Genomic DNA, 16965 nt, shown 5'->3' on the forward strand with positions numbered 1-16965 from the left:
CGGGCACTCGGGGGTACCGTCGTGCGTTGGACAGGTCGGAACACCTGTCCAAAATGTCATGCAGCACCTGGCACCACCCGTTACCTGGAGGCACCCCGCGATGTCGGACCCGCAGCCCACCGCTGAGCAGCGCGGCGAGCAGATCCTCTCCGTCTTCGACACCGCGTTCGGCGAGCTGCTCGCCGCGGACCCCGCGGCGTTCCGGGTGAAGTTCCGGAAGATGGCCGGTTCCGCCTTCGCGTTCTACCGCGGCACGGCCTGCCTCTTCTACGGGGACCTGGAGCGCGAGCAGCACGGCGGTCCCTACCTGGACGAGCGCACGGGGCGGGTGTGGATCCACGGCGACCTGCACGCGGAGAACTTCGGCACGTACATGGACGCCCAGGGCCGCCTGATCTTCAACGTGAACGACTTCGACGAGGCGTACGTCGGCCCCTTCACCTGGGACCTGAAGCGCTTCGCCGCCTCCGTGGCCCTCATCGGGTACACGAAGGCGCTGAGCGACGAGCAGATCACCGACCTGGTCCGGATCTACGCGGCGGCGTACCGCGAGCGCATCCATGACCTGGCGACCGGCGCCAAGAGCGACGAGGTGCCGCCCTTCACCCTGGACACCGCCCAGGGCCCGCTCCTCGACGCGCTGCGCGACGCGCGTTCGCTCACCCGCTTCGGCCTCCTGGACTCCATGACGGAGATCCGCGACTTCGAGCGCCGCTTCGCCCCGGGCGGCGGCTCCATCGAGCTCGACGCGGCCACGCGGTACAAGGTGCTCGCCGCCTTCGACGGCTATCTGGAGACGCTGCCCGAGTCCTCGCTCACCCGCCCCGACTCGTATCGCGTCAAGGACGTAGTGGGCCGGCGCGGCATCGGCATCGGCTCCGCGGGACTGCCCTCGTACAACATCCTCCTGGAGGGCAACAGCGACGCGTTGGAGAACGACGTCGTGATCTACCTCAAGCAGGCGCAGACCCCGGCCGTCTCGCGGCACATCACCGACGGCGCGGCCCGCGACTACTTCCGGCACGAGGGCCACCGCACGGTCATCTCGCAGCGCGCGCTGCAGGCGCACGCCGACCCGTGGCTGGGCTGGACCGAGCTGGACGGCTCCGGACAGCTGGTCGCCGAGGTCTCTCCGTACGCCGTGGACCTGGACTGGTCGGACATCGACGACTGGGAGGAGATCGCCGCGGTCATCGCCGACCTGGGCCGCGCCACCGCCACGATGCACTCCGCGGCGGACGACGAGAGCGGCCACTCGGACCTGGTGCCGTTCTCCACGGAGCGCGCGATCGACGCCGCCATCGCGGCGGACGAAGAGGGCTTCGGTGACCTGCTCGTGGACTTCGCGCACGAGTACGGCGCGCGGGCCCGCAGGGACCACCAGATCTTCGTCGACCTGTTCCGTAACGGCCGGATCCCGGGTCTGTAGGCACGGAGCCGACGCCGGGTGAGCCGTAGACGTAACTCATAGGCACCCTTTAGGGCTGCCTTACGGGAGCGCATGGCACACTCGGCTGCGCCATGGACATATCCGGGACCCAGCTCAGAGCCGTGCGCGCGGCCCTCTTCACGACGCTCGTCGTGACGCTCTCCGCCGCGTCGCACGTCCTGCTGTCCCGCGCCCCGCTGCCGCTGACCACCGTCGCGGTGATCTCCGCCGCGGTCTTCGTCATCGCGTACGCCCTGGCGGGGCGCGAGCGTGGCTACGGCCGCATCGCCGCCCTGCTGATCCCCCTCGAGCTGGCCGCCGACACGGTGTTCACCGCGGGCCAGCACGTCTGTTACGGCCAGGCGGGCGGCCCCGTCGCGGGTCCGCTGCGCTCCGTCGGCTTCGACGTGCTGTGCGGCGGCACCGGCGTCGGCACCCCGCTGGCCCAGATGACCGGCGGCGACGGACACCGTGCCGCCGTGCTGCTCGCCGACGCCGATCCCGGCGCCGCCTGGCTGCTGCTCGGCGCACACATCACGGTCGGCCTGCTCGCGGCGGCCTGGCTGCGGCGCGGGGAACGCGCCCTGGCCCAGGTGCTGCGCGCGGTGGGCGCCTCCACCTTCCGGCCGCTGCTCGTCGCGGTCGCCGCGGCGGGCATCCGCCCGCGGCCCGTCCTGCGGGCCGCCCGCCCCGCGCGCCGGGTGCGTACCGCGCGTACGCGGCTTCTCGTGCACTTCGTGGGACGGCGTGGACCGCCGTGCTCGGCCGTCTTCGCCTGAGCACCACCGTCCCCACGCACGTCACCCCTACGGAGAACGACATCATGAGCAAGCGCAACAGCCAGGCCGCCAAGTCGGCGGCCCGCGAGCGGATCCGCGCCCAGCAGGAAGCCGAGCGCAAGCGCCAGAAGCGGAAGCGGTCGATGGTCGTCGGCGTCTCGGTCGTCGCCGTCCTGGCGATCGCGGGCGGCGTCGGCTACGCCGTCATGCAGGCCAACAAGCCCGACCACTGGGAAGCCGCCAAGGACGAGAAACTGGTCAAGCCGACCAACTCCGCCGGCACGGACGGCACGACCGTCGTCATCGGCAAGGACAGCGCCAAGAAGACCCTCAAGGTCTACGAGGACCCGCGCTGCCCGGTCTGCGCCAGCTTCGAGCAGACCGTGGGCCCGACGGTCGAGAAGGACCTGAAGGACGGCAAGTACAAGATCCAGTTCATCGGCGCCTCGTTCCTCGACCGCAACCTCACGGGTGAGGGCTCCAAGAACGCGCTCAGCGCGCTCGGTGCCGCCCTGAACGTGAGCGACCAGGCCTTCCTCGACTACAAGAAGGCCCTGTTCGCCAAGGAGAACCACCCCTCCGAGACGGAGGACAAGTTCGCGGACGACGCGGTCCTGACCAAGATCGCGAACCAGGTCCCCGAGCTCAAGAAGAGCAAGACCTTCGCGAAGGACGTCAAGGACGGCACGTACGACCGCTGGGCCCTGGAGATGTCGCAGAAGTTCGACGACAACAAGGACGGCGTCGACGGCACGCCCTCCTTCGTCATGGACGGCAAGAAGCTGACCGGCTCCGACAAGAAGAACGCGCCCTCGACGGTCGAGGAGTACAAGACGGCCATCGACGCGGCGCTCAAGGCCTGAGCGGACCTGAAGGCCGTCGGCTGAACGGCACTTGACACAAGAGCGGGCGAACATTTCACGTTCGCCCGCTCTTGGCGATTACTGATCAGTAAGGTAATCGCCCGTGACCAGTCGAATCAGCGCACACAGATCGCTCAACTCCCCGGCCCCGAGCCGCCGTACGGTCGTCAAGGCCGCTGCCGCCACCGCGGCCCTCGCGCCGCTCGCCGCCGCTCCCCTCGCCCACGCCGCCGAGGGCCCCGCGTTCCACCACGGCGTCGCGTCGGGAGACCCGCTGCCTGACGGCGTCCTGCTGTGGACCCGCGTGACGCCGACACCGGAGGCCACGCCGGGCTCCGGCAAGGGCCCCGACACCGAAGTGCGCTGGGAGATAGCCAAGGACAAGGGCTTCACCCAGGTCGTCGGCCACGGCAGCACGACCGCGCGGGCCACGGCCGACCACACGGTCAAGGCCGACGTAAGGGGCTTGAACCCTGCCACCACCTATTACTTCCGCTTCTCCGCGGGTGACACGCACTCCCCCGTGGGCCGCACCCGCACCACCCCCGCCCACGAAGCGGCGGCCCCCGGCGTCCGGTTCGGGGTGGTGTCCTGCGCCAACTGGGAGGCGGGCTACTTCTCCGCGTACCGCCACCTCGCGGCCCGCACCGAGCTCGACGCGGTGCTGCACCTCGGCGACTACCTCTACGAGTACCCGAGCGGCGAGTACCCCGCCGCCAAGTACGCCGTGCGGCAGCACGAGCCGCGGCACGAGATCGTCAGCCTCGCCGACTACCGCACCCGGCACGGCGCCCACAAGACCGACCCGGACGCGCAGGCGATGCACGCCACGCACCCCCTGATCGCGATCTGGGACGACCACGAGTTCGCCGACAACACCTGGTCCGGCGGCGCGGTGAACCACTCCCCGGAGTCCGAGGGCGACTGGGCGCAGCGCATGGCGGCCGCCAAGCAGGCCTACTTCGAGTGGATGCCCGTACGCCCTTCTACCGAAGGGACCGTCTACCGCCGCCTGCGCTTCGGCAAGCTGGCCGATCTGCACCTGCTCGACCTGCGCTCCTTCCGCTCCGAGCAGGCCGGCTTCGGCAGCGGTGACGTGGACGACCCGGACCGTACGATCACGGGCCGCGCCCAGCTCGACTGGCTGAAGGCGGGCCTGGCCTCGTCCGACGCCTCCTGGAAGCTGGTCGGCACCTCGGTGATGATCTCGCCGGTGGCCTTCGGCTCCGTGCCGGCCCATCTCCTGGAGCCCATCGCGGAGTTGCTCGGACTGCCCAAGGAAGGCCTCGCCATCAACGGCGACCAGTGGGACGGCTACACCGACGACCGCAAGGAGCTCATCTCCCACCTGGTCGACAAGGCGATCCGGAACACGGTCTTCCTCACCGGGGACATCCACATGGCCTGGGCGAACGACGTACCGGTCAGGGCCGCCACGTACCCCGGATCGCCCTCCGCGGCCACGGAGTTCGTGGTCACGTCCGTGACCTCCGACAACGTGGACGACATGCTGCACGTCGCCCCGCACACCCTCTCGCTGGTCGCGGTCGGCGCGGTGAAGGCGGCCAACCGCCACGTGAAGTGGCTGGACATGGACTCGCACGGCTACGGCGTCCTCGACGTCACCGCCGAGCGCTCGCAGATGGACTACTACGTCCTGTCCGACCGAAAGGACCCCAAGGCGACGTCCAAATGGGCCCGTTCGTACCGCACCCTCAGCGGCACCCAGCGGGTCGAGCGGGCGTACGCGCCGGTGCGCTGACCGGGTCACGTGCGGCGCTGCCGGAGCCGCCCCTTACTCTGACGGCATGAGTGACCCGGGGGACGTGGTTGACGGTCGTTTCGAGCTCATCGAGCGGCTCGGCAGCGGAGGCATGGGCACGGTGTGGCGGGCGCGCGACACCGTGCTGCACCGCGAGGTGGCCCTCAAGGAGGTGCGCCCCGCCCTGCACGAGCTGACGGACGACCAGTCGCGCGTCCTGCGGGAGCGGGTCCTTCGCGAGGCAAGGGCGCTGGCCCGGCTCAATCACCCCCATGTGGTGACGATCCACCACATCGTGGACACGGGCCCGCACCCCTGGCTGGTGATGGAGCTACTGCCGGGGCGCACGCTCCAGGACCTCCTGGAGCAGGGCACCTTGCCGCCCCGGGAGGCGGCGCGCATCGGCCGCCAGCTGCTCTCGGCGCTGCGCGTCGCCCACGCGGCGGGCATCCTGCACCGGGACGTGAAGCCCGCGAACATCCTGCTGCGGGAGGAGACCCCCGGCACCGGCGTCTCCGTGGTCCTCACCGACTTCGGCATCGCCTCGCTCCAGGGCTCCACGCAGCTCACCGCGACCGGCGACCTGATCGGGTCGCCGGAGTACATCGCGCCCGAGCGCATCCGCGGCACCGACCGGGGCCCGGCGGGCGACCTCTGGTCACTCGGCGTCGTCCTGTACGTCGCCGTGGAGGGCGTCAGCCCGCTGCGCCGCGCCACGACCCTCGCCACGCTCGCCGCCGTCCTCGACGCCCCGGTGCCGCCGCCGGTGCGCTCCCAGGCGCTCACGCCGGTCCTGACCGCCCTGCTGGTGCGGGACCCGGCGCTGCGCCCGGACGCGGAGCGCCTCGACGCGATGCTCGCCGACGTGGCCGATGGCGTCACCCGGCAGCCGACGCTGGTCTCGGAGCAGCCGGCGGCACTGGTGGTGCCGCCGCCCGCCGAGTCCCCAAGACGTACGCCTGTGCTCGTCGCGGCGGTCTCGGTGGCGCTCGCTCTGGTGGCCGGTGCCGCACTGGTGCTCGCGCTGCGGGACGGGACGAAGACGGACCGGGCGCAGGGCAAGGGCGGTGCGCGCGCCTCCGCGGAGGCTTCGCCCGAAGCGTCGCCGAAGCCCGGCAGGACACCCGGGCACCCGGAGTCCTCGCCCGGCGACCCGCCCGCGTCCGGCAGCTGGATCGCCCAGCTCTTCTCCGAGCCCGTGGGCTCGAGCACCGACGACCGCGACCGCCGGCTCGCGGCCGTGCGCGAGGACGTGCCGGAGGCGCGCTACCTGCGCAGCGACGACTACGCGTCGCTGCGGCCGGGCTTCTGGGTGATCTACGCTCCTGGGCCGTTCGCGGACGGCCGGGCCGCGCTGCGGTTCTGCGCCGAGCGCGGCAGGACCACCGACAAGGACTGCGCGGGGCGCTACCTCAGCTCCAGCGACGCCGACTTCGGCATCATGTGCAAGCCGCCCGCCAGCGCCCCGGTGGGACGCTGCACGCGCGCGTGAAGGGCGGCCACGTGATGCCACGCGGCTGCCGGGTGACGGGTGACGGGCGACGCTGCCGGGTGACGGGCTACAGCGTCTCCAGGAAGCCGATCGCCGTCCGCCACGCCGCCTCCGCCGCCTCGGCGTCGTAGTCGTCCAGGTCCGGGTCGGTGAAGATGTGACCGGCTCCCGCGTAGCGGTAGACCTCGACGTCGGCGCCCGTGCGGCCCATCTGGAGGTACCACGCGCTCAGCCAGTCGTCCGTCTCGAACGGGTCCGGCTCGGCGACGTGCAGCTGCACCGGCAGCTCGTCCGCCGTCGTGTTCTCCGCGATGTCCGACGTGCCGTGCAGGAGCAGCAGTCCGCGCGCCTTGTCGTCGCCGAGGGCCAGGGTCTGCGCGGTGGCGGCGCCGAACGAGAACCCGGCGTAGACGAGACCCCGCTCGGAGTAGGGCGCGGCGGCCAGGATCGCCCTCTTCAGGAGCTCGTCCTTGCCGAGCTCGTCCTTGAAGGCCATGCCTTCCTCGACCGTGTCGAAGGTGCGCCCGTCGAACAGATCGGGCGTCCACACCTCGTGGCCTTCCGCGCGCAGCCGGTCGGCCGCCGCGTGCACCGCGGGCCGCAGCCCGTACGTCGAGTGGAAAAGCATGATGTTCATGAGGCCATCGTGCCACCTACCCTCGGGGGCATGGAGAACGTACTGCGTCCGTTGATCGTGGTCGGCGGCTCGGTCGTGCTCACGCTGGCCGTGGTTTGGCTGGCCGATGTGCTGCTGCGCCGGGCCGACGACCGTCACCCCGACAACCCACTGTGGGGCCTGCTGCGCCGCTGCCGGCTGCCCTCTCAACTGGCCCTGTGTGCTGCACTGCTGCGCGGCTCATTCGAACAAGCGGAGATCGGGAAGGACCATTCGGCGGGTATCGCGCAGACCCTGACCCTGGTGCTCATCGGGTCGGTGGCCTGGCTCCTCGTCCGCATCGCGACCGCCATCGTGGAGGCCACCTACGCCCAGTACGCCAACGCGCACCGCGATCCGGCCCGCGTCCGGCGGGTGCGTACGCAGGTCACCCTCATCCAGCGGGTGGTCACCGCGATCGTCGGTGTCGTGGCCGTCGGGGCGATGCTGCTGACCTTCCCCGCCATGCAGGCGGCCGGGACGTCGCTGCTCGCGTCGGCCGGTGTGCTCGGCATCGTCGCGGGCGTCGCCGCCCAGTCCACGCTGTCGAATCTCTTCGCGGGGCTGCAGATCGCCTTCGGCGACATGGTGCGGATCGGCGACACGGTCGTCGTGGACGGCGAGTGGGGCACGATCGACGAGATCACCCTGACCTTCCTGGCCGTACGGACCTGGGACGAGCGCCGGATCACGATGCCGGTGTCCTACTTCGTGTCGAAGCCCTTCGAGAACTGGTCGCGCGGCGGCGCCCAGATGACCGGCACGGTCTTCTTCCAGCTGGACCACACGGCGCCCATCACCGAGATGCGCGAGAAGCTCCAGGACATCCTGCGCGAGTGCGCCGCCTGGGACGGCAGGGACTGGGGCCTCGCGGTCACCGACACCACACCGAACACGATCCAGGTCCGCGCCCTGGTCACCGCCAAGGACGCGGACGACATCTGGACGGTGCGGGTCACCGTGCGCGAGCACCTGGTCCGCTGGCTGACCGAACACCACGCGTACGCGTTGCCCAAGGTCAGCACGGCCTGGGCCGAACTGCCGCCGGCCGACGACGGTCCGCATCCGCCGCCGCCGATCGTGCCCCGCACGGGCCGGGGCTGAACCCGGGCCCTCTCAGGACCGCAGGCTGCGTACGTCGAGCTGGTGCAGGACCCGGTCGACGATCTCCGGATCGGCGCCGGGTTCACTGCGCGCGGCGAGGATCTCGTGACGCGCGGCGGACATCATGTCGCGCTGGATGCGCTGGACCGCCTTGAGACGGTCGGCGCGCTTGGAGTACCGCTCGCGCCGCTCGTCGTCGACGATGTCGGGGCTGATCCTGGCCCCGATGTCGAAGGCGCCGCGCAGGAGCCGCTCCGAGAGGTCCTCGGGCAGTTCCTCGACCTCCTCGATCTCCTTCAGGCGGCGCTTGGCCGCCTTCGCCGCCCGGACGGCGAGATCACGCTCGACGGCCCGCTCGGCGTCCGTGTCCGCGCGCACCCCGAGCTTCCTCACCAGCCAGGGCAGGGTGAGCCCCTGCACGACGAGCGTGGCCATGATCACGCAGAAGGCGATGAAGATGATCTCGTCGCGGGCCGGGAAGGGGTCGCCGCTCTCCGTCTTGAGCGGAATGGCCAGGGCGAGGGCGACAGACGCCACGCCGCGCATCCCGGACCACCACATGACGACGGTCTCGCGCCAGGTCGTGGGGATGTCCTCGTCGTAGTCCCGCAGCTTGTGCAGCCGCTTGGCCAGCCAGGTCGCGGGCAGCAGCCACAGCAGCCGTACGCCGATGACGACGGCGACGACGGCCGCGCCCCAGCCGATCATCTGCAGCTCACGGCCGTTCGCCGTGCCGAAGACGTTGTGCAGTTCGAGCCCGATGAGCCCGAAGGCGACGCCGGTGACCAAGGTGTCGACGATCTGCCAGAACGTCTGCCCGGTGATCCGGCCGAGCACGTCGTCCGCGTCGGCGCCGTGCTCCGCCAGGTAGAGCGCGGTGGTCAGTACGGCGAGCACGCCGGAGCCGAGCAGCTCCTCGGCGAGCACGTAGCTCACGAAGGGCACGAGCAGCGTCAGGCCGGTCTGCAGGGTGGCCTCGCCGAGCACCCCCATGAGCTTGTTGGTCAGCCAGCCGAGCGCGACGCCCACGGCGACGGCGACCACCCCGGAGAGCACCAACTGCCCCACCGCCGACGGCCAGGAGAAGGTCCCGCTGATCGCCGCCGCGATCGCCACGTGGTAGAGCACGATCGCCGTGACGTCGTTGAAGAGACCCTCCCCCTCCAGGATCGACACGAGCCGCCGCGGCAGCCCGAGCGACCCGGCGACGGCGGTCGCGGCGACCGGATCGGGCGGCGCCACGAGCGCGCCGAGGGCCACGGCCGCGGCGATCGGCAGCCCCGGGACCACCGAGTTGGCGATGGCGGCAACCGCGGCGGTCGTCACGAAGACGAGGGCCACGGCGAGCAGGAAGATGGGTCGTCTGTTGGCCGCGAACTGCCGCCAGGAGGTCCGCTGGACGGCCGCGTACAGCAGGGGCGGAAGGACCAGCGGCAGGATGTAGTCGGGCGGGATCTCGACGTTCGGGACCCAGCTGACGAAGGCGAGCACGATCCCGGCCAGCGTCATGAGGACGGGCGCGGGCAGCCCGAGCCGCTCCCCCAACGGCACCGTCACGACAGCACCGAGCAACAGAATGAGCAGCAGCGCCAGTTGGTCCACGGTGCGCCCTCCGGCGGTTCGAGACGGTTCGAGGCAGCTCGCCGGCCCGGGACGGTCCGAGCCTCAGCCGATCAAGACCTCAACCCTGCCACGCGTTCCCCGCGAACCGGCCGATGCCCCTCCGGGCGCCCGCGCGGCTCGCTAGCCCAGCGACTTGCGCATCGCCCGGTGCGGGATCCCCGCGTCCGGGAACTCGGGGCCGTAGACCTCGTACCCCAGGCGCTCGTAGAACCCGAGGGCGTGCGTCTGGGCGTGCAGGTCGACGGCGGTGAGGCCACGCGCGCGTGCCGCGTCCTCTATCGCCCGCACCAGGGCCGCGCCCACCCCGAGGCCGCGCGCCTCCTTGGTCACCGCGAGCCGGCCGAGCGCGCCCACCAGGGCGTCCCCGCCGTTCTTCGCGGCGGCCGCCGCACCGGTGAGCAGGCGGCCCGTGCCCAGCGGAAGACCGTCGTCGCGGACCGCGATGACGTGCACCGCGTCGGCGTCGTACGCGTCGTACTCAAGGTCCTCGGGGACCTGCTGCTCGACGACGAAGACTTCCTTGCGGACCGCGAAGCAGGCCTCCAGGTCGTCGGTCCCCACCGCGACCCGGCAGGTGACCCCGGCGCTCATTCGCTCTCCGCCCGGACGCGGTCAAGCGCCTGCTGGAGGTCGTCCGGATACGTGCTCTCGAACTCCACCCACTGCCCGTCACCGGGGTGCTCGAAGCCGAGCCGCACCGCGTGCAGCCACTGGCGGGTGAGACCGAGCCGCTTGGCGAACGTGGGGTCGGCGCCGTACGTCAGGTCGCCCACGCACGGGTGGCGGTGGGCCGCCATGTGCACGCGGATCTGGTGCGTGCGGCCCGTCTCCAGCTTGATGTCGAGCAGCGAGGCCGCGCGGAACGCCTCGATGAGGTCGTAGTGCGTGACGGAGGGCTTGCCCTCGGCCGTGACCGCCCACTTGTAGTCGTGGTTCGGGTGGCGGCCGATGGGGGCGTCGATCGTGCCGCTCATCGGGTCGGGGTGACCCTGCACGAGCGCGTTGTAACGCTTGTCGACCGTGCGCTCCTTGAACTGCCGCTTCAGGGAGGTGTACGCGCGCTCCGACTTCGCGACCGCCATCAGGCCGGAGGTGCCCACGTCCAGGCGGTGCACGATGCCCTGGCGCTCGGCGGCACCGGAGGTCGAGATGCGGTACCCGGCCGCCGCAAGGCCGCCGATCACCGTGGTGCCGGTCCAGCCGGGGCTCGGGTGCGCGGCCACGCCCACCGGCTTGACGATCACGAGGATGTCGTCGTCGTCATGGATGATCTCCATGCCCTCCACGGGCTCGGCGACGATCTGCACCGGAGCGGGCGCCTGCGGCATCTCCACCTCCAGCCAGGCGCCGCCATGCACACGCTCGGACTTGCCGACCACGCTGCCGTCGACCATCACCTTGCCTGCCGCCGCCAGCTCGGCGGCCTTCGTGCGGGAAAAACCGAACATGCGGGAGATGGCGGCGTCGACGCGCTCGCCCTCCAGGCCGTCCGGCACGGGCAGGGTACGGATCTCGGGAATCGTGCTCACCCATTGAGTATGCAGGAGGCGGCCGACACTCCCGCACCGCGAGCCCCGCCGGAGGCCCGCTCACCGCCCGGGCTCAGTCCTTGTGGACGGTGCCGTCCGGGTCCAGGCCGCGGAAGGACAGGATCACGATCAGGATGCCGCCGCACACGATCGCCGAGTCCGCGAGGTTGAACACCGCGAAGCCCTTGGGCGCGATGAAGTCGACCACCGCTCCCTCGAACACACCGGGGGCACGGAAGATCCGGTCGGTGAGGTTGCCCAGGGCGCCGCCGAGCAGCATGCCGAGCGCGATGGCCCACGGCATGCTGTAGAGCTTGCGGGCCAGGCGGGCGATGACCACGATCACCGCCGCGGCGATGAAGGTGAAGATCACGGTGAACGCCTCGCCCATCCCGAAGGCCGCGCCCGCGTTCCGGATGGCGTTGAACTGCAGCCAGTCCCCGATGATCTCGATCGGCTCGTGGTGCTCGAGCTTCGCGACGACGATCATCTTGCTGATGAGATCCAGGGCGTACGCGAACACGGCCACCGCGAACAGGGCCAGGAGCTTCCGCTTTCCCTTGCCCTTGGGGCCCTGCTCGTCCGGCGCGGCCGACTCGTCCTGCCCCGACGGCTCGCCGGAGCCCGAGGCGGACTGCTCCGGCTCGGCCCCGTCGGCCTCAGGGATATCCGGCGTACCGATGATGCGCTCCGCCTCTGCCACGTGAGTCCCTCAACCTAGGTACCTGACTGGGGACGAGGGTACGGCACACACGTACGGCACCAGGTGGTCAGGCCGTGTTCAGTAGCGCCGTTCCTGCTTCTGCTTGCAGTCCATGCACAGGGTCGCGCGGGGGAAGGCCTGCATCCGCGCCTTGCCGATGGGACTGCCGCAGTTCTCGCAGATGCCGTACGTACCCGCGTCGAGGCGCTCCAGGGCGCGCTCCGTCTGTTCGAGCATCTCGCGTGCGTTGGCGGCCAGCGACATCTCATGTTCCCGCGTGATGTTCTTCGTGCCGGTGTCCGCGTCGTCGTCGCCCGCGCCGTCCCCGGAGTCACGCATCAGACCCGCCAGGGCGTCCTCGGAGGAGGTGATCTCGCTGCCGAGGCGCAGCGCCTCGCTCTGGAGCTCAGCGCGGGCCTCCTCGACCTCCTCCGGGGTCCAGGGGTCCTCGCCGGGGCGGACCGCGAGCTCACCGGGCTCCGCGGCGGCGACGCGCGCCTTGGGCACCGCCGTCGGCTTCTTGGCTGCCGTCGCCGTGCCCGGAGTCTTCTTCGTGACCACTGTCGTGGCTCCCGTCGTCTCCGCGGCCTGAGCCGCACCCTCGGCCGCTGTCGCGGCCGTCTTCTTGGCCGTGCTCTTCTTGGCAGCTGTCTTCTTGGCCGCGGGGGCCTTCTTCCCCGCGGCGGCCTTCTTCGGAGCGGGCTCCTTGGCCGCGCCCTCCTCGACGGCTGTCTTCTTGCCGATGTCGGCGACCTTCTCGACCGCCTTCTTGGCGACGGCCTTCTTGACGGCCGCCTTCTTCGCCACGGCTTCCTTGGCGGCGGTCTTCTTGGCTGCCGTCTTCTTGGCGGCTGTCTTCGTGGCAGCGGTCTTCTCGGCAGCGGTCTTCTTCGTGGCCGCGCCCGTGGATCTGCCCGACGCCGGATGCTGTACGGCGGTCTTCTTCGCCACCATGGCCGCGGCCCCTTCACATATTGTGATCTTGCACGCGATTCGTGCTGGGACGATAAATCGACTCGGAGCCCGCGGCAACGGGGCACGCCGCCTGATGCGCCCGCCCCACGGGTGCCGCGCGGCGAGCATGCATGCGTTGTGCCCAGCTCCCAGCCCGGTAATCCGCCCGGCGGGACGGGCCAGGAACCGGGCTCGGCGCATGTCGCCATTCGGGTCAGTCCCGGCGGTACGGACGCCACCGGGCGCGAGCCGATTCGAGGCCGGAAACAGGAATAAACTGGTGCATAACCGAAGAAGGTGCACCATGCGCAAGACAGCCGACTGCAGAGAGTTCCCGAGCGAGACCAACTGCACCCTCGCCATCTCCGGCGAGGAGGAGGAAGTGGTCCGTGCCGCCAGTGAGCACGCCGTGTCGGTCCACGGCCACACCGACAGCGCGGAGCTGCGCAAGATGGTCCGCGAATCCCTCAGGGACGAAGTCCCCCAGCACGCCTGAAGCCCCCGCCGCCGGCCCCCGCCGCCCCGCGAAAACCGGTCGGCCGCGTTCGCCCGGGGCCCTTACACTGGGCGGAGCGAGAAGCGTGGATGGGGACGAGTAGCGGCGTACGCGGCCATGAGCGACCCGGGGACGGTGTGAGCCCGGGGGCAGGCGCGACGTGAAGATCACCCCGGAGTCGCCGGAAGAAAGCCGAAGCCCAGGCAGAGGCCAGTAGACCCGGCATCGCGACCCCAATGAGGGGGCTTTTCCGTGCGCCACACGCGCAGGGAAGGCCAAGGAGGGTGGTACCGCGGGAGCACGACAAGGGCTCTCGTCCCTCCGACGGAACGGAATCGTCCGCCGGAGGAAGCGCGTTGAACACGCAGCCGTTGAATACGCAGCCGCAGTACCGCCAGGTGCCCGCCCAGGTCGACCTGCCCGCCCTTGAGCACGCCGTGCTCGACTTCTGGCGCGAGCAGAAGATCTTCGCCAAGAGCCTGGAGCAGTCCGAGGGCCGCCCCGAGTGGGTGTTCTACGAAGGTCCGCCCACCGCCAACGGCATGCCGGGCGCCCACCACATCGAGGCCCGCGTCTTCAAGGACGTCTTCCCGCGCTTCCGCACCATGCGGGGCTACCACGTCGCCCGCAAGGCCGGCTGGGACTGCCACGGCCTCCCGGTCGAGCTCGCGGTCGAGAAGGAGCTCGGGTTCAACGGCAAGAAGGACATCGAGGCGTACGGCATCGCCGAGTTCAACGCCAAGTGCCGCGAGTCCGTGACCCGGCACACCGACGCCTTCGCCGACCTCACGACCCGCATGGGCTACTGGGTCGACCTCGACGACGCGTACCGCACCATGAACCCCGAGTACGTCGACTCCGTCTGGTGGTCCCTGAAGGAGATCTTCAACAAGGACCTCCTGGTCCAGGACCACCGCGTCGCCCCCTGGTGCCCGCGCTGCGGCACCGGCCTCTCCGACCACGAGCTCGCGCAGGGGTACGAGACGGTCGTCGACCCCTCCGTCTTCGTCCGCTTCCCGCTCACCGGCGGCCCGCTGGCGGGCGAGGCGGCCCTCCTGGTGTGGACGACCACCCCGTGGACCCTCGTCTCCAACACCGCGGTCGCCGCGCACCCGGACGTCACGTACGTCGTCGCGACGAAGGGTTCAGAGGATTCCGAGAAGCTCGTCGTCGCCGAGCCGCTCGTCGAGAAGGCCCTCGGCGAGGGCTGGGAGACCACCGGACAGACCTTCACCGGCGCCGAGATGGAGCGCTGGACCTACCAGCGCCCCTTCGAGCTCGTCGAGTTCCCCGCGCCCGCGCACTACGTGGTCAACGCCGACTACGTGACCACCGAGGACGGCACGGGTCTGGTCCACCAGTCCCCCGCCTTCGGTGAGGACGACCTCAAGGTCTGCCGCGCGTACGGCCTCCCCGTCGTGAACCCGGTGCGCCCGGACGGCACCTTCGAGGAGGACGTCCCGCTCGTGGGCGGTGTCTTCTTCAAGAAGGCCGACGAAAAGCTCACCGAGGACCTCCAGGACCGCGGTCTGCTCTTCAAGCACATCCCGTACGAGCACAGCTATCCGCACTGCTGGCGCTGCCACACCGCGCTGCTCTACTACGCGCAGCCGTCCTGGTACATCCGCACGACCGCCATCAAGGACCGCCTCCTCCAGGAGAACGAGAAGACCAACTGGTTCCCCGACTCGGTCAAGCACGGCCGCTTCGGCGACTGGCTGAACAACAACGTCGACTGGGCGCTGTCCCGCAACCGCTACTGGGGCACCCCGCTGCCCATCTGGCGCTGCGAGGAAGGCCACTTGACGTGTGTGGGCTCGCGCGCCGAGCTCTCCGACCTGACGGGCACCGACCAGTCGGAGCTCGACCCGCACCGCCCGTACATCGACGCGGTCACCTTCCCCTGCCCGACCTGCCAGGAGACCGCGACGCGCGTCCCCGAGGTCATCGACGCCTGGTACGACTCCGGTTCGATGCCCTTCGCGCAGTGGGGATATCCGTACAAGAACAAGGAGCTCTTCGAGAGCCGGTATCCGGCGCAGTTCATCTCGGAGGCCATCGACCAGACGCGCGGCTGGTTCTACACGCTGATGGCGGTCGGCACGCTCGTCTTCGACAAGTCGTCGTACGAGAACGTGGTCTGCCTGGGCCACATCCTCGCCGAGGACGGCCGCAAGATGTCCAAGCACCTGGGCAACATCCTCCAGCCGATCCCGCTGATGGACCAGCACGGCGCCGACGCGGTGCGCTGGTTCATGGCGGCCGGCGGCTCCCCGTGGGCGGCACGCCGCGTGGGCCACGGCACCATCCAGGAGGTCGTCCGCAAGACGCTCCTCACGTACTGGAACACGGTCGCCTTCCAGGCCCTGTACGCCCGCACGTCGAAGTGGGCCCCCGGCGACGCCGACCCGGCGCCCGCGGAGCGCCCGCTCCTGGACCGCTGGCTGCTCAGCGAGCTGCACGCGCTCACCGACCAGGTCACCCAGGCCCTCGAGGGCTACGACACGCAGCGCGCGGGCAAGCTCCTGTCCACGTTCGTCGACAACCTCTCGAACTGGTACGTACGCCGCTCCCGCCGCCGCTTCTGGCAGGGCGACAAGGCGGCCCTGCGCACCCTGCACGAGGTCCTGGAGACGGTCACCCGGCTCATGGCCCCGCTGACGCCGTTCATCACGGAGCGCGTCTGGCAGGACCTGGTGGTGCCGGTCGACCCGGACGCCCCGGAGTCGGTCCACCTGACGTCCTGGCCCGAGGCCGACCTGTCGGCGATCGACCCGGAGCTGTCGAAGCAGATGGTGCTGGTGCGCCGCCTGGTGGAGCTGGGCCGCGCCACGCGCGCGGAGTCGGGCGTCAAGACCCGTCAGCCGCTGTCCCGCGCCCTGGTCGCGGCCACTGGCTTCGACTCGCTCAACCCGGAGCTGCACGCCCAGATCACCGAGGAGCTCAACGTCTCCTCGCTGGCGTCGCTCTCCGAGGTCGGCGGCTCACTGGTCGACACCACCGCGAAGGCCAACTTCCGCGCGCTGGGCAAGCGCTTCGGCAAGGGCGTCCAGGCGGTCGCCAAGGCCGTCGCCGACGCCGACGCGGCCGCGCTGTCCCTGGCCCTGCGCGAGGGCACGGCGTCCGTCGAGGTGGACGGCGAGACGGTGACGCTGGCCCCGGACGAGGTCATCATCACGGAGACCCCGCGCGAGGGCTGGTCGGTGGCGTCCGACTCCGGCGCCACGGTCGCCCTCGACCTGGAGATCACGGAGGAGCTGCGCAGGGCAGGCCTCGCCCGTGACGCGATCCGCCTGATCCAGGAGGCCCGCAAGAACAGCGGCCTGGACGTCGCGGACCGGATCGCCCTGCGCTGGACCTCCACGGACCCGGTCGTGCTCACGGCCCTGGCCGACCACGCCGAGCTCATCGCGGACGAGGTCCTCGCCACGGACTTCGAGCAGGGCGAGGCCGACGAGGCGTACGGCGAGACGTTCACGGACGAGTCGCTGTCGCTCACGTTCCGTCTCCGTAAGGCGTAACCGCCCCGGGAAGCAGCGAAGGCCCGGTCCCGCCAGAGATGGCGGGGCCGGGCCT

General features: G+C 70.7%; 14 protein-coding genes. 8 read left to right on the forward strand and 6 right to left on the reverse strand.

The annotated features are described in order from the left end of the window. Positions 1 to 100 precede the first annotated feature (100 nt). The 5 genes from ACWD02_RS30430 (at position 101) to ACWD02_RS30450 (ending at position 6325) form a co-directional block, all read left to right on the forward strand. Positions 101 to 1429 (forward strand): DUF2252 domain-containing protein, encoded by a 1329-nt coding sequence (locus tag ACWD02_RS30430; RefSeq protein ID WP_451215914.1) that lies wholly within the window; start codon positions 101 to 103, stop codon positions 1427 to 1429. A 92-nt stretch (positions 1430 to 1521) separates the two neighbouring features. Further along, complete coding sequence (locus ACWD02_RS30435; RefSeq protein ID WP_451215916.1) at positions 1522 to 2208, forward strand: hypothetical protein; 687 nt, start codon at positions 1522 to 1524, stop codon at positions 2206 to 2208. 44 nt (positions 2209 to 2252) lie between these two features. Next, positions 2253 to 3071, forward strand: coding sequence for a thioredoxin domain-containing protein (locus ACWD02_RS30440; RefSeq protein WP_451215919.1), 819 nt, complete (start codon positions 2253 to 2255; stop codon positions 3069 to 3071). 103 nt (positions 3072 to 3174) lie between these two features. Next, a complete protein-coding gene (locus ACWD02_RS30445) occupies positions 3175 to 4833 on the forward strand; it encodes an alkaline phosphatase D family protein (protein ID WP_451215922.1) in 1659 nt (552 codons plus the stop codon). 46 nt (positions 4834 to 4879) lie between these two features. After that, positions 4880 to 6325 carry a protein kinase domain-containing protein gene (locus ACWD02_RS30450; RefSeq protein WP_451215924.1) on the forward strand — a complete coding sequence of 482 codons (1446 nt, stop codon included), beginning with the start codon at positions 4880 to 4882 and terminating at the stop codon, positions 6323 to 6325. A gap of 67 nt (positions 6326 to 6392) precedes the next feature. Here the strand turns inward: ACWD02_RS30450 and ACWD02_RS30455 are convergent, their stop codons facing one another. Next, positions 6393 to 6962, reverse strand: a complete 570-nt coding sequence (locus ACWD02_RS30455) for a dienelactone hydrolase family protein (RefSeq protein WP_451215927.1) — start codon at positions 6960 to 6962, stop codon at positions 6393 to 6395. Between the two features lie 30 nt (positions 6963 to 6992). Here ACWD02_RS30455 and ACWD02_RS30460 point away from each other — a divergent pair, with 30 nt between their 5' ends. Beyond that, entirely contained in the window at positions 6993 to 8084 is a 1092-nt protein-coding gene (locus tag ACWD02_RS30460; RefSeq protein WP_451215930.1) for a mechanosensitive ion channel family protein, read from the forward strand. A 12-nt stretch (positions 8085 to 8096) separates the two neighbouring features. Here ACWD02_RS30460 and ACWD02_RS30465 read toward each other — a convergent pair whose 3' ends face one another. The 5 genes from ACWD02_RS30465 to ACWD02_RS30485 form a co-directional block, all read right to left on the reverse strand. Then, complete coding sequence (locus ACWD02_RS30465) at positions 8097 to 9686, reverse strand: Na+/H+ antiporter (RefSeq protein ID WP_451215933.1); 1590 nt, start codon at positions 9684 to 9686, stop codon at positions 8097 to 8099. 141 nt (positions 9687 to 9827) lie between these two features. After that, positions 9828 to 10298, reverse strand: a complete 471-nt coding sequence (locus ACWD02_RS30470) for a GNAT family N-acetyltransferase (protein ID WP_451215936.1) — start codon at positions 10296 to 10298, stop codon at positions 9828 to 9830. Further along, positions 10295 to 11236: an RluA family pseudouridine synthase gene (locus tag ACWD02_RS30475; RefSeq protein ID WP_393398431.1), complete on the reverse strand. Its 942-nt coding sequence runs from the start codon at positions 11234 to 11236 to the stop codon at positions 10295 to 10297. The genes ACWD02_RS30470 and ACWD02_RS30475 overlap by 4 nt, the downstream gene beginning before the upstream one ends. Positions 11237 to 11309: 73 nt before the next feature. After that, positions 11310 to 11939, reverse strand: a complete 630-nt coding sequence (gene lspA, locus ACWD02_RS30480; protein WP_451215940.1) for a signal peptidase II — start codon at positions 11937 to 11939, stop codon at positions 11310 to 11312. Positions 11940 to 12017: 78 nt separating this feature from the next. After that, entirely contained in the window at positions 12018 to 12893 is an 876-nt protein-coding gene (locus ACWD02_RS30485; RefSeq protein ID WP_451215943.1) for a TraR/DksA family transcriptional regulator, read from the reverse strand. 304 nt (positions 12894 to 13197) lie between these two features. Here ACWD02_RS30485 and ACWD02_RS30490 point away from each other — a divergent pair, with 304 nt between their 5' ends. Both ACWD02_RS30490 and ileS read left to right on the forward strand, forming a co-directional pair. Further along, positions 13198 to 13389 (forward strand): DUF1059 domain-containing protein, encoded by a 192-nt coding sequence (locus ACWD02_RS30490; protein ID WP_363208222.1) that lies wholly within the window; start codon positions 13198 to 13200, stop codon positions 13387 to 13389. A gap of 371 nt (positions 13390 to 13760) precedes the next feature. After that, positions 13761 to 16910, forward strand: a complete 3150-nt coding sequence (ileS, locus tag ACWD02_RS30495) for an isoleucine--tRNA ligase (RefSeq protein WP_451216031.1) — start codon at positions 13761 to 13763, stop codon at positions 16908 to 16910. The last annotated feature ends 55 nt before the right edge of the window (positions 16911 to 16965 follow it).

It is taken from the genome of Streptomyces sp. NPDC002853 (assembly GCF_053591915.1).

Bases quoted from the DNA above. Each gene is read 5' to 3' on its own strand.
- ACWD02_RS30460 (WP_451215930.1), top strand. From the start codon at position 6,993: ATGGAGAACGTACTGCGTCCGTTGATCGTGGTCGGCGGCTCGGTCGTG.
- ACWD02_RS30490 (WP_363208222.1), top strand. From the start codon at position 13,198: ATGCGCAAGACAGCCGACTGCAGAGAGTTCCCGAGCGAGACCAACTGC.
- ACWD02_RS30430 (WP_451215914.1), top strand. From the start codon at position 101: ATGTCGGACCCGCAGCCCACCGCTGAGCAGCGCGGCGAGCAGATCCTC.
- ACWD02_RS30485 (WP_451215943.1), bottom strand. From the start codon at position 12,893: ATGGTGGCGAAGAAGACCGCCGTACAGCATCCGGCGTCGGGCAGATCC.
- ACWD02_RS30455 (WP_451215927.1), bottom strand. From the start codon at position 6,962: ATGAACATCATGCTTTTCCACTCGACGTACGGGCTGCGGCCCGCGGTG.
- ACWD02_RS30435 (WP_451215916.1), top strand. From the start codon at position 1,522: ATGGACATATCCGGGACCCAGCTCAGAGCCGTGCGCGCGGCCCTCTTC.
- ACWD02_RS30440 (WP_451215919.1), top strand. From the start codon at position 2,253: ATGAGCAAGCGCAACAGCCAGGCCGCCAAGTCGGCGGCCCGCGAGCGG.
- ACWD02_RS30470 (WP_451215936.1), bottom strand. From the start codon at position 10,298: ATGAGCGCCGGGGTCACCTGCCGGGTCGCGGTGGGGACCGACGACCTG.
- ACWD02_RS30450 (WP_451215924.1), top strand. From the start codon at position 4,880: ATGAGTGACCCGGGGGACGTGGTTGACGGTCGTTTCGAGCTCATCGAG.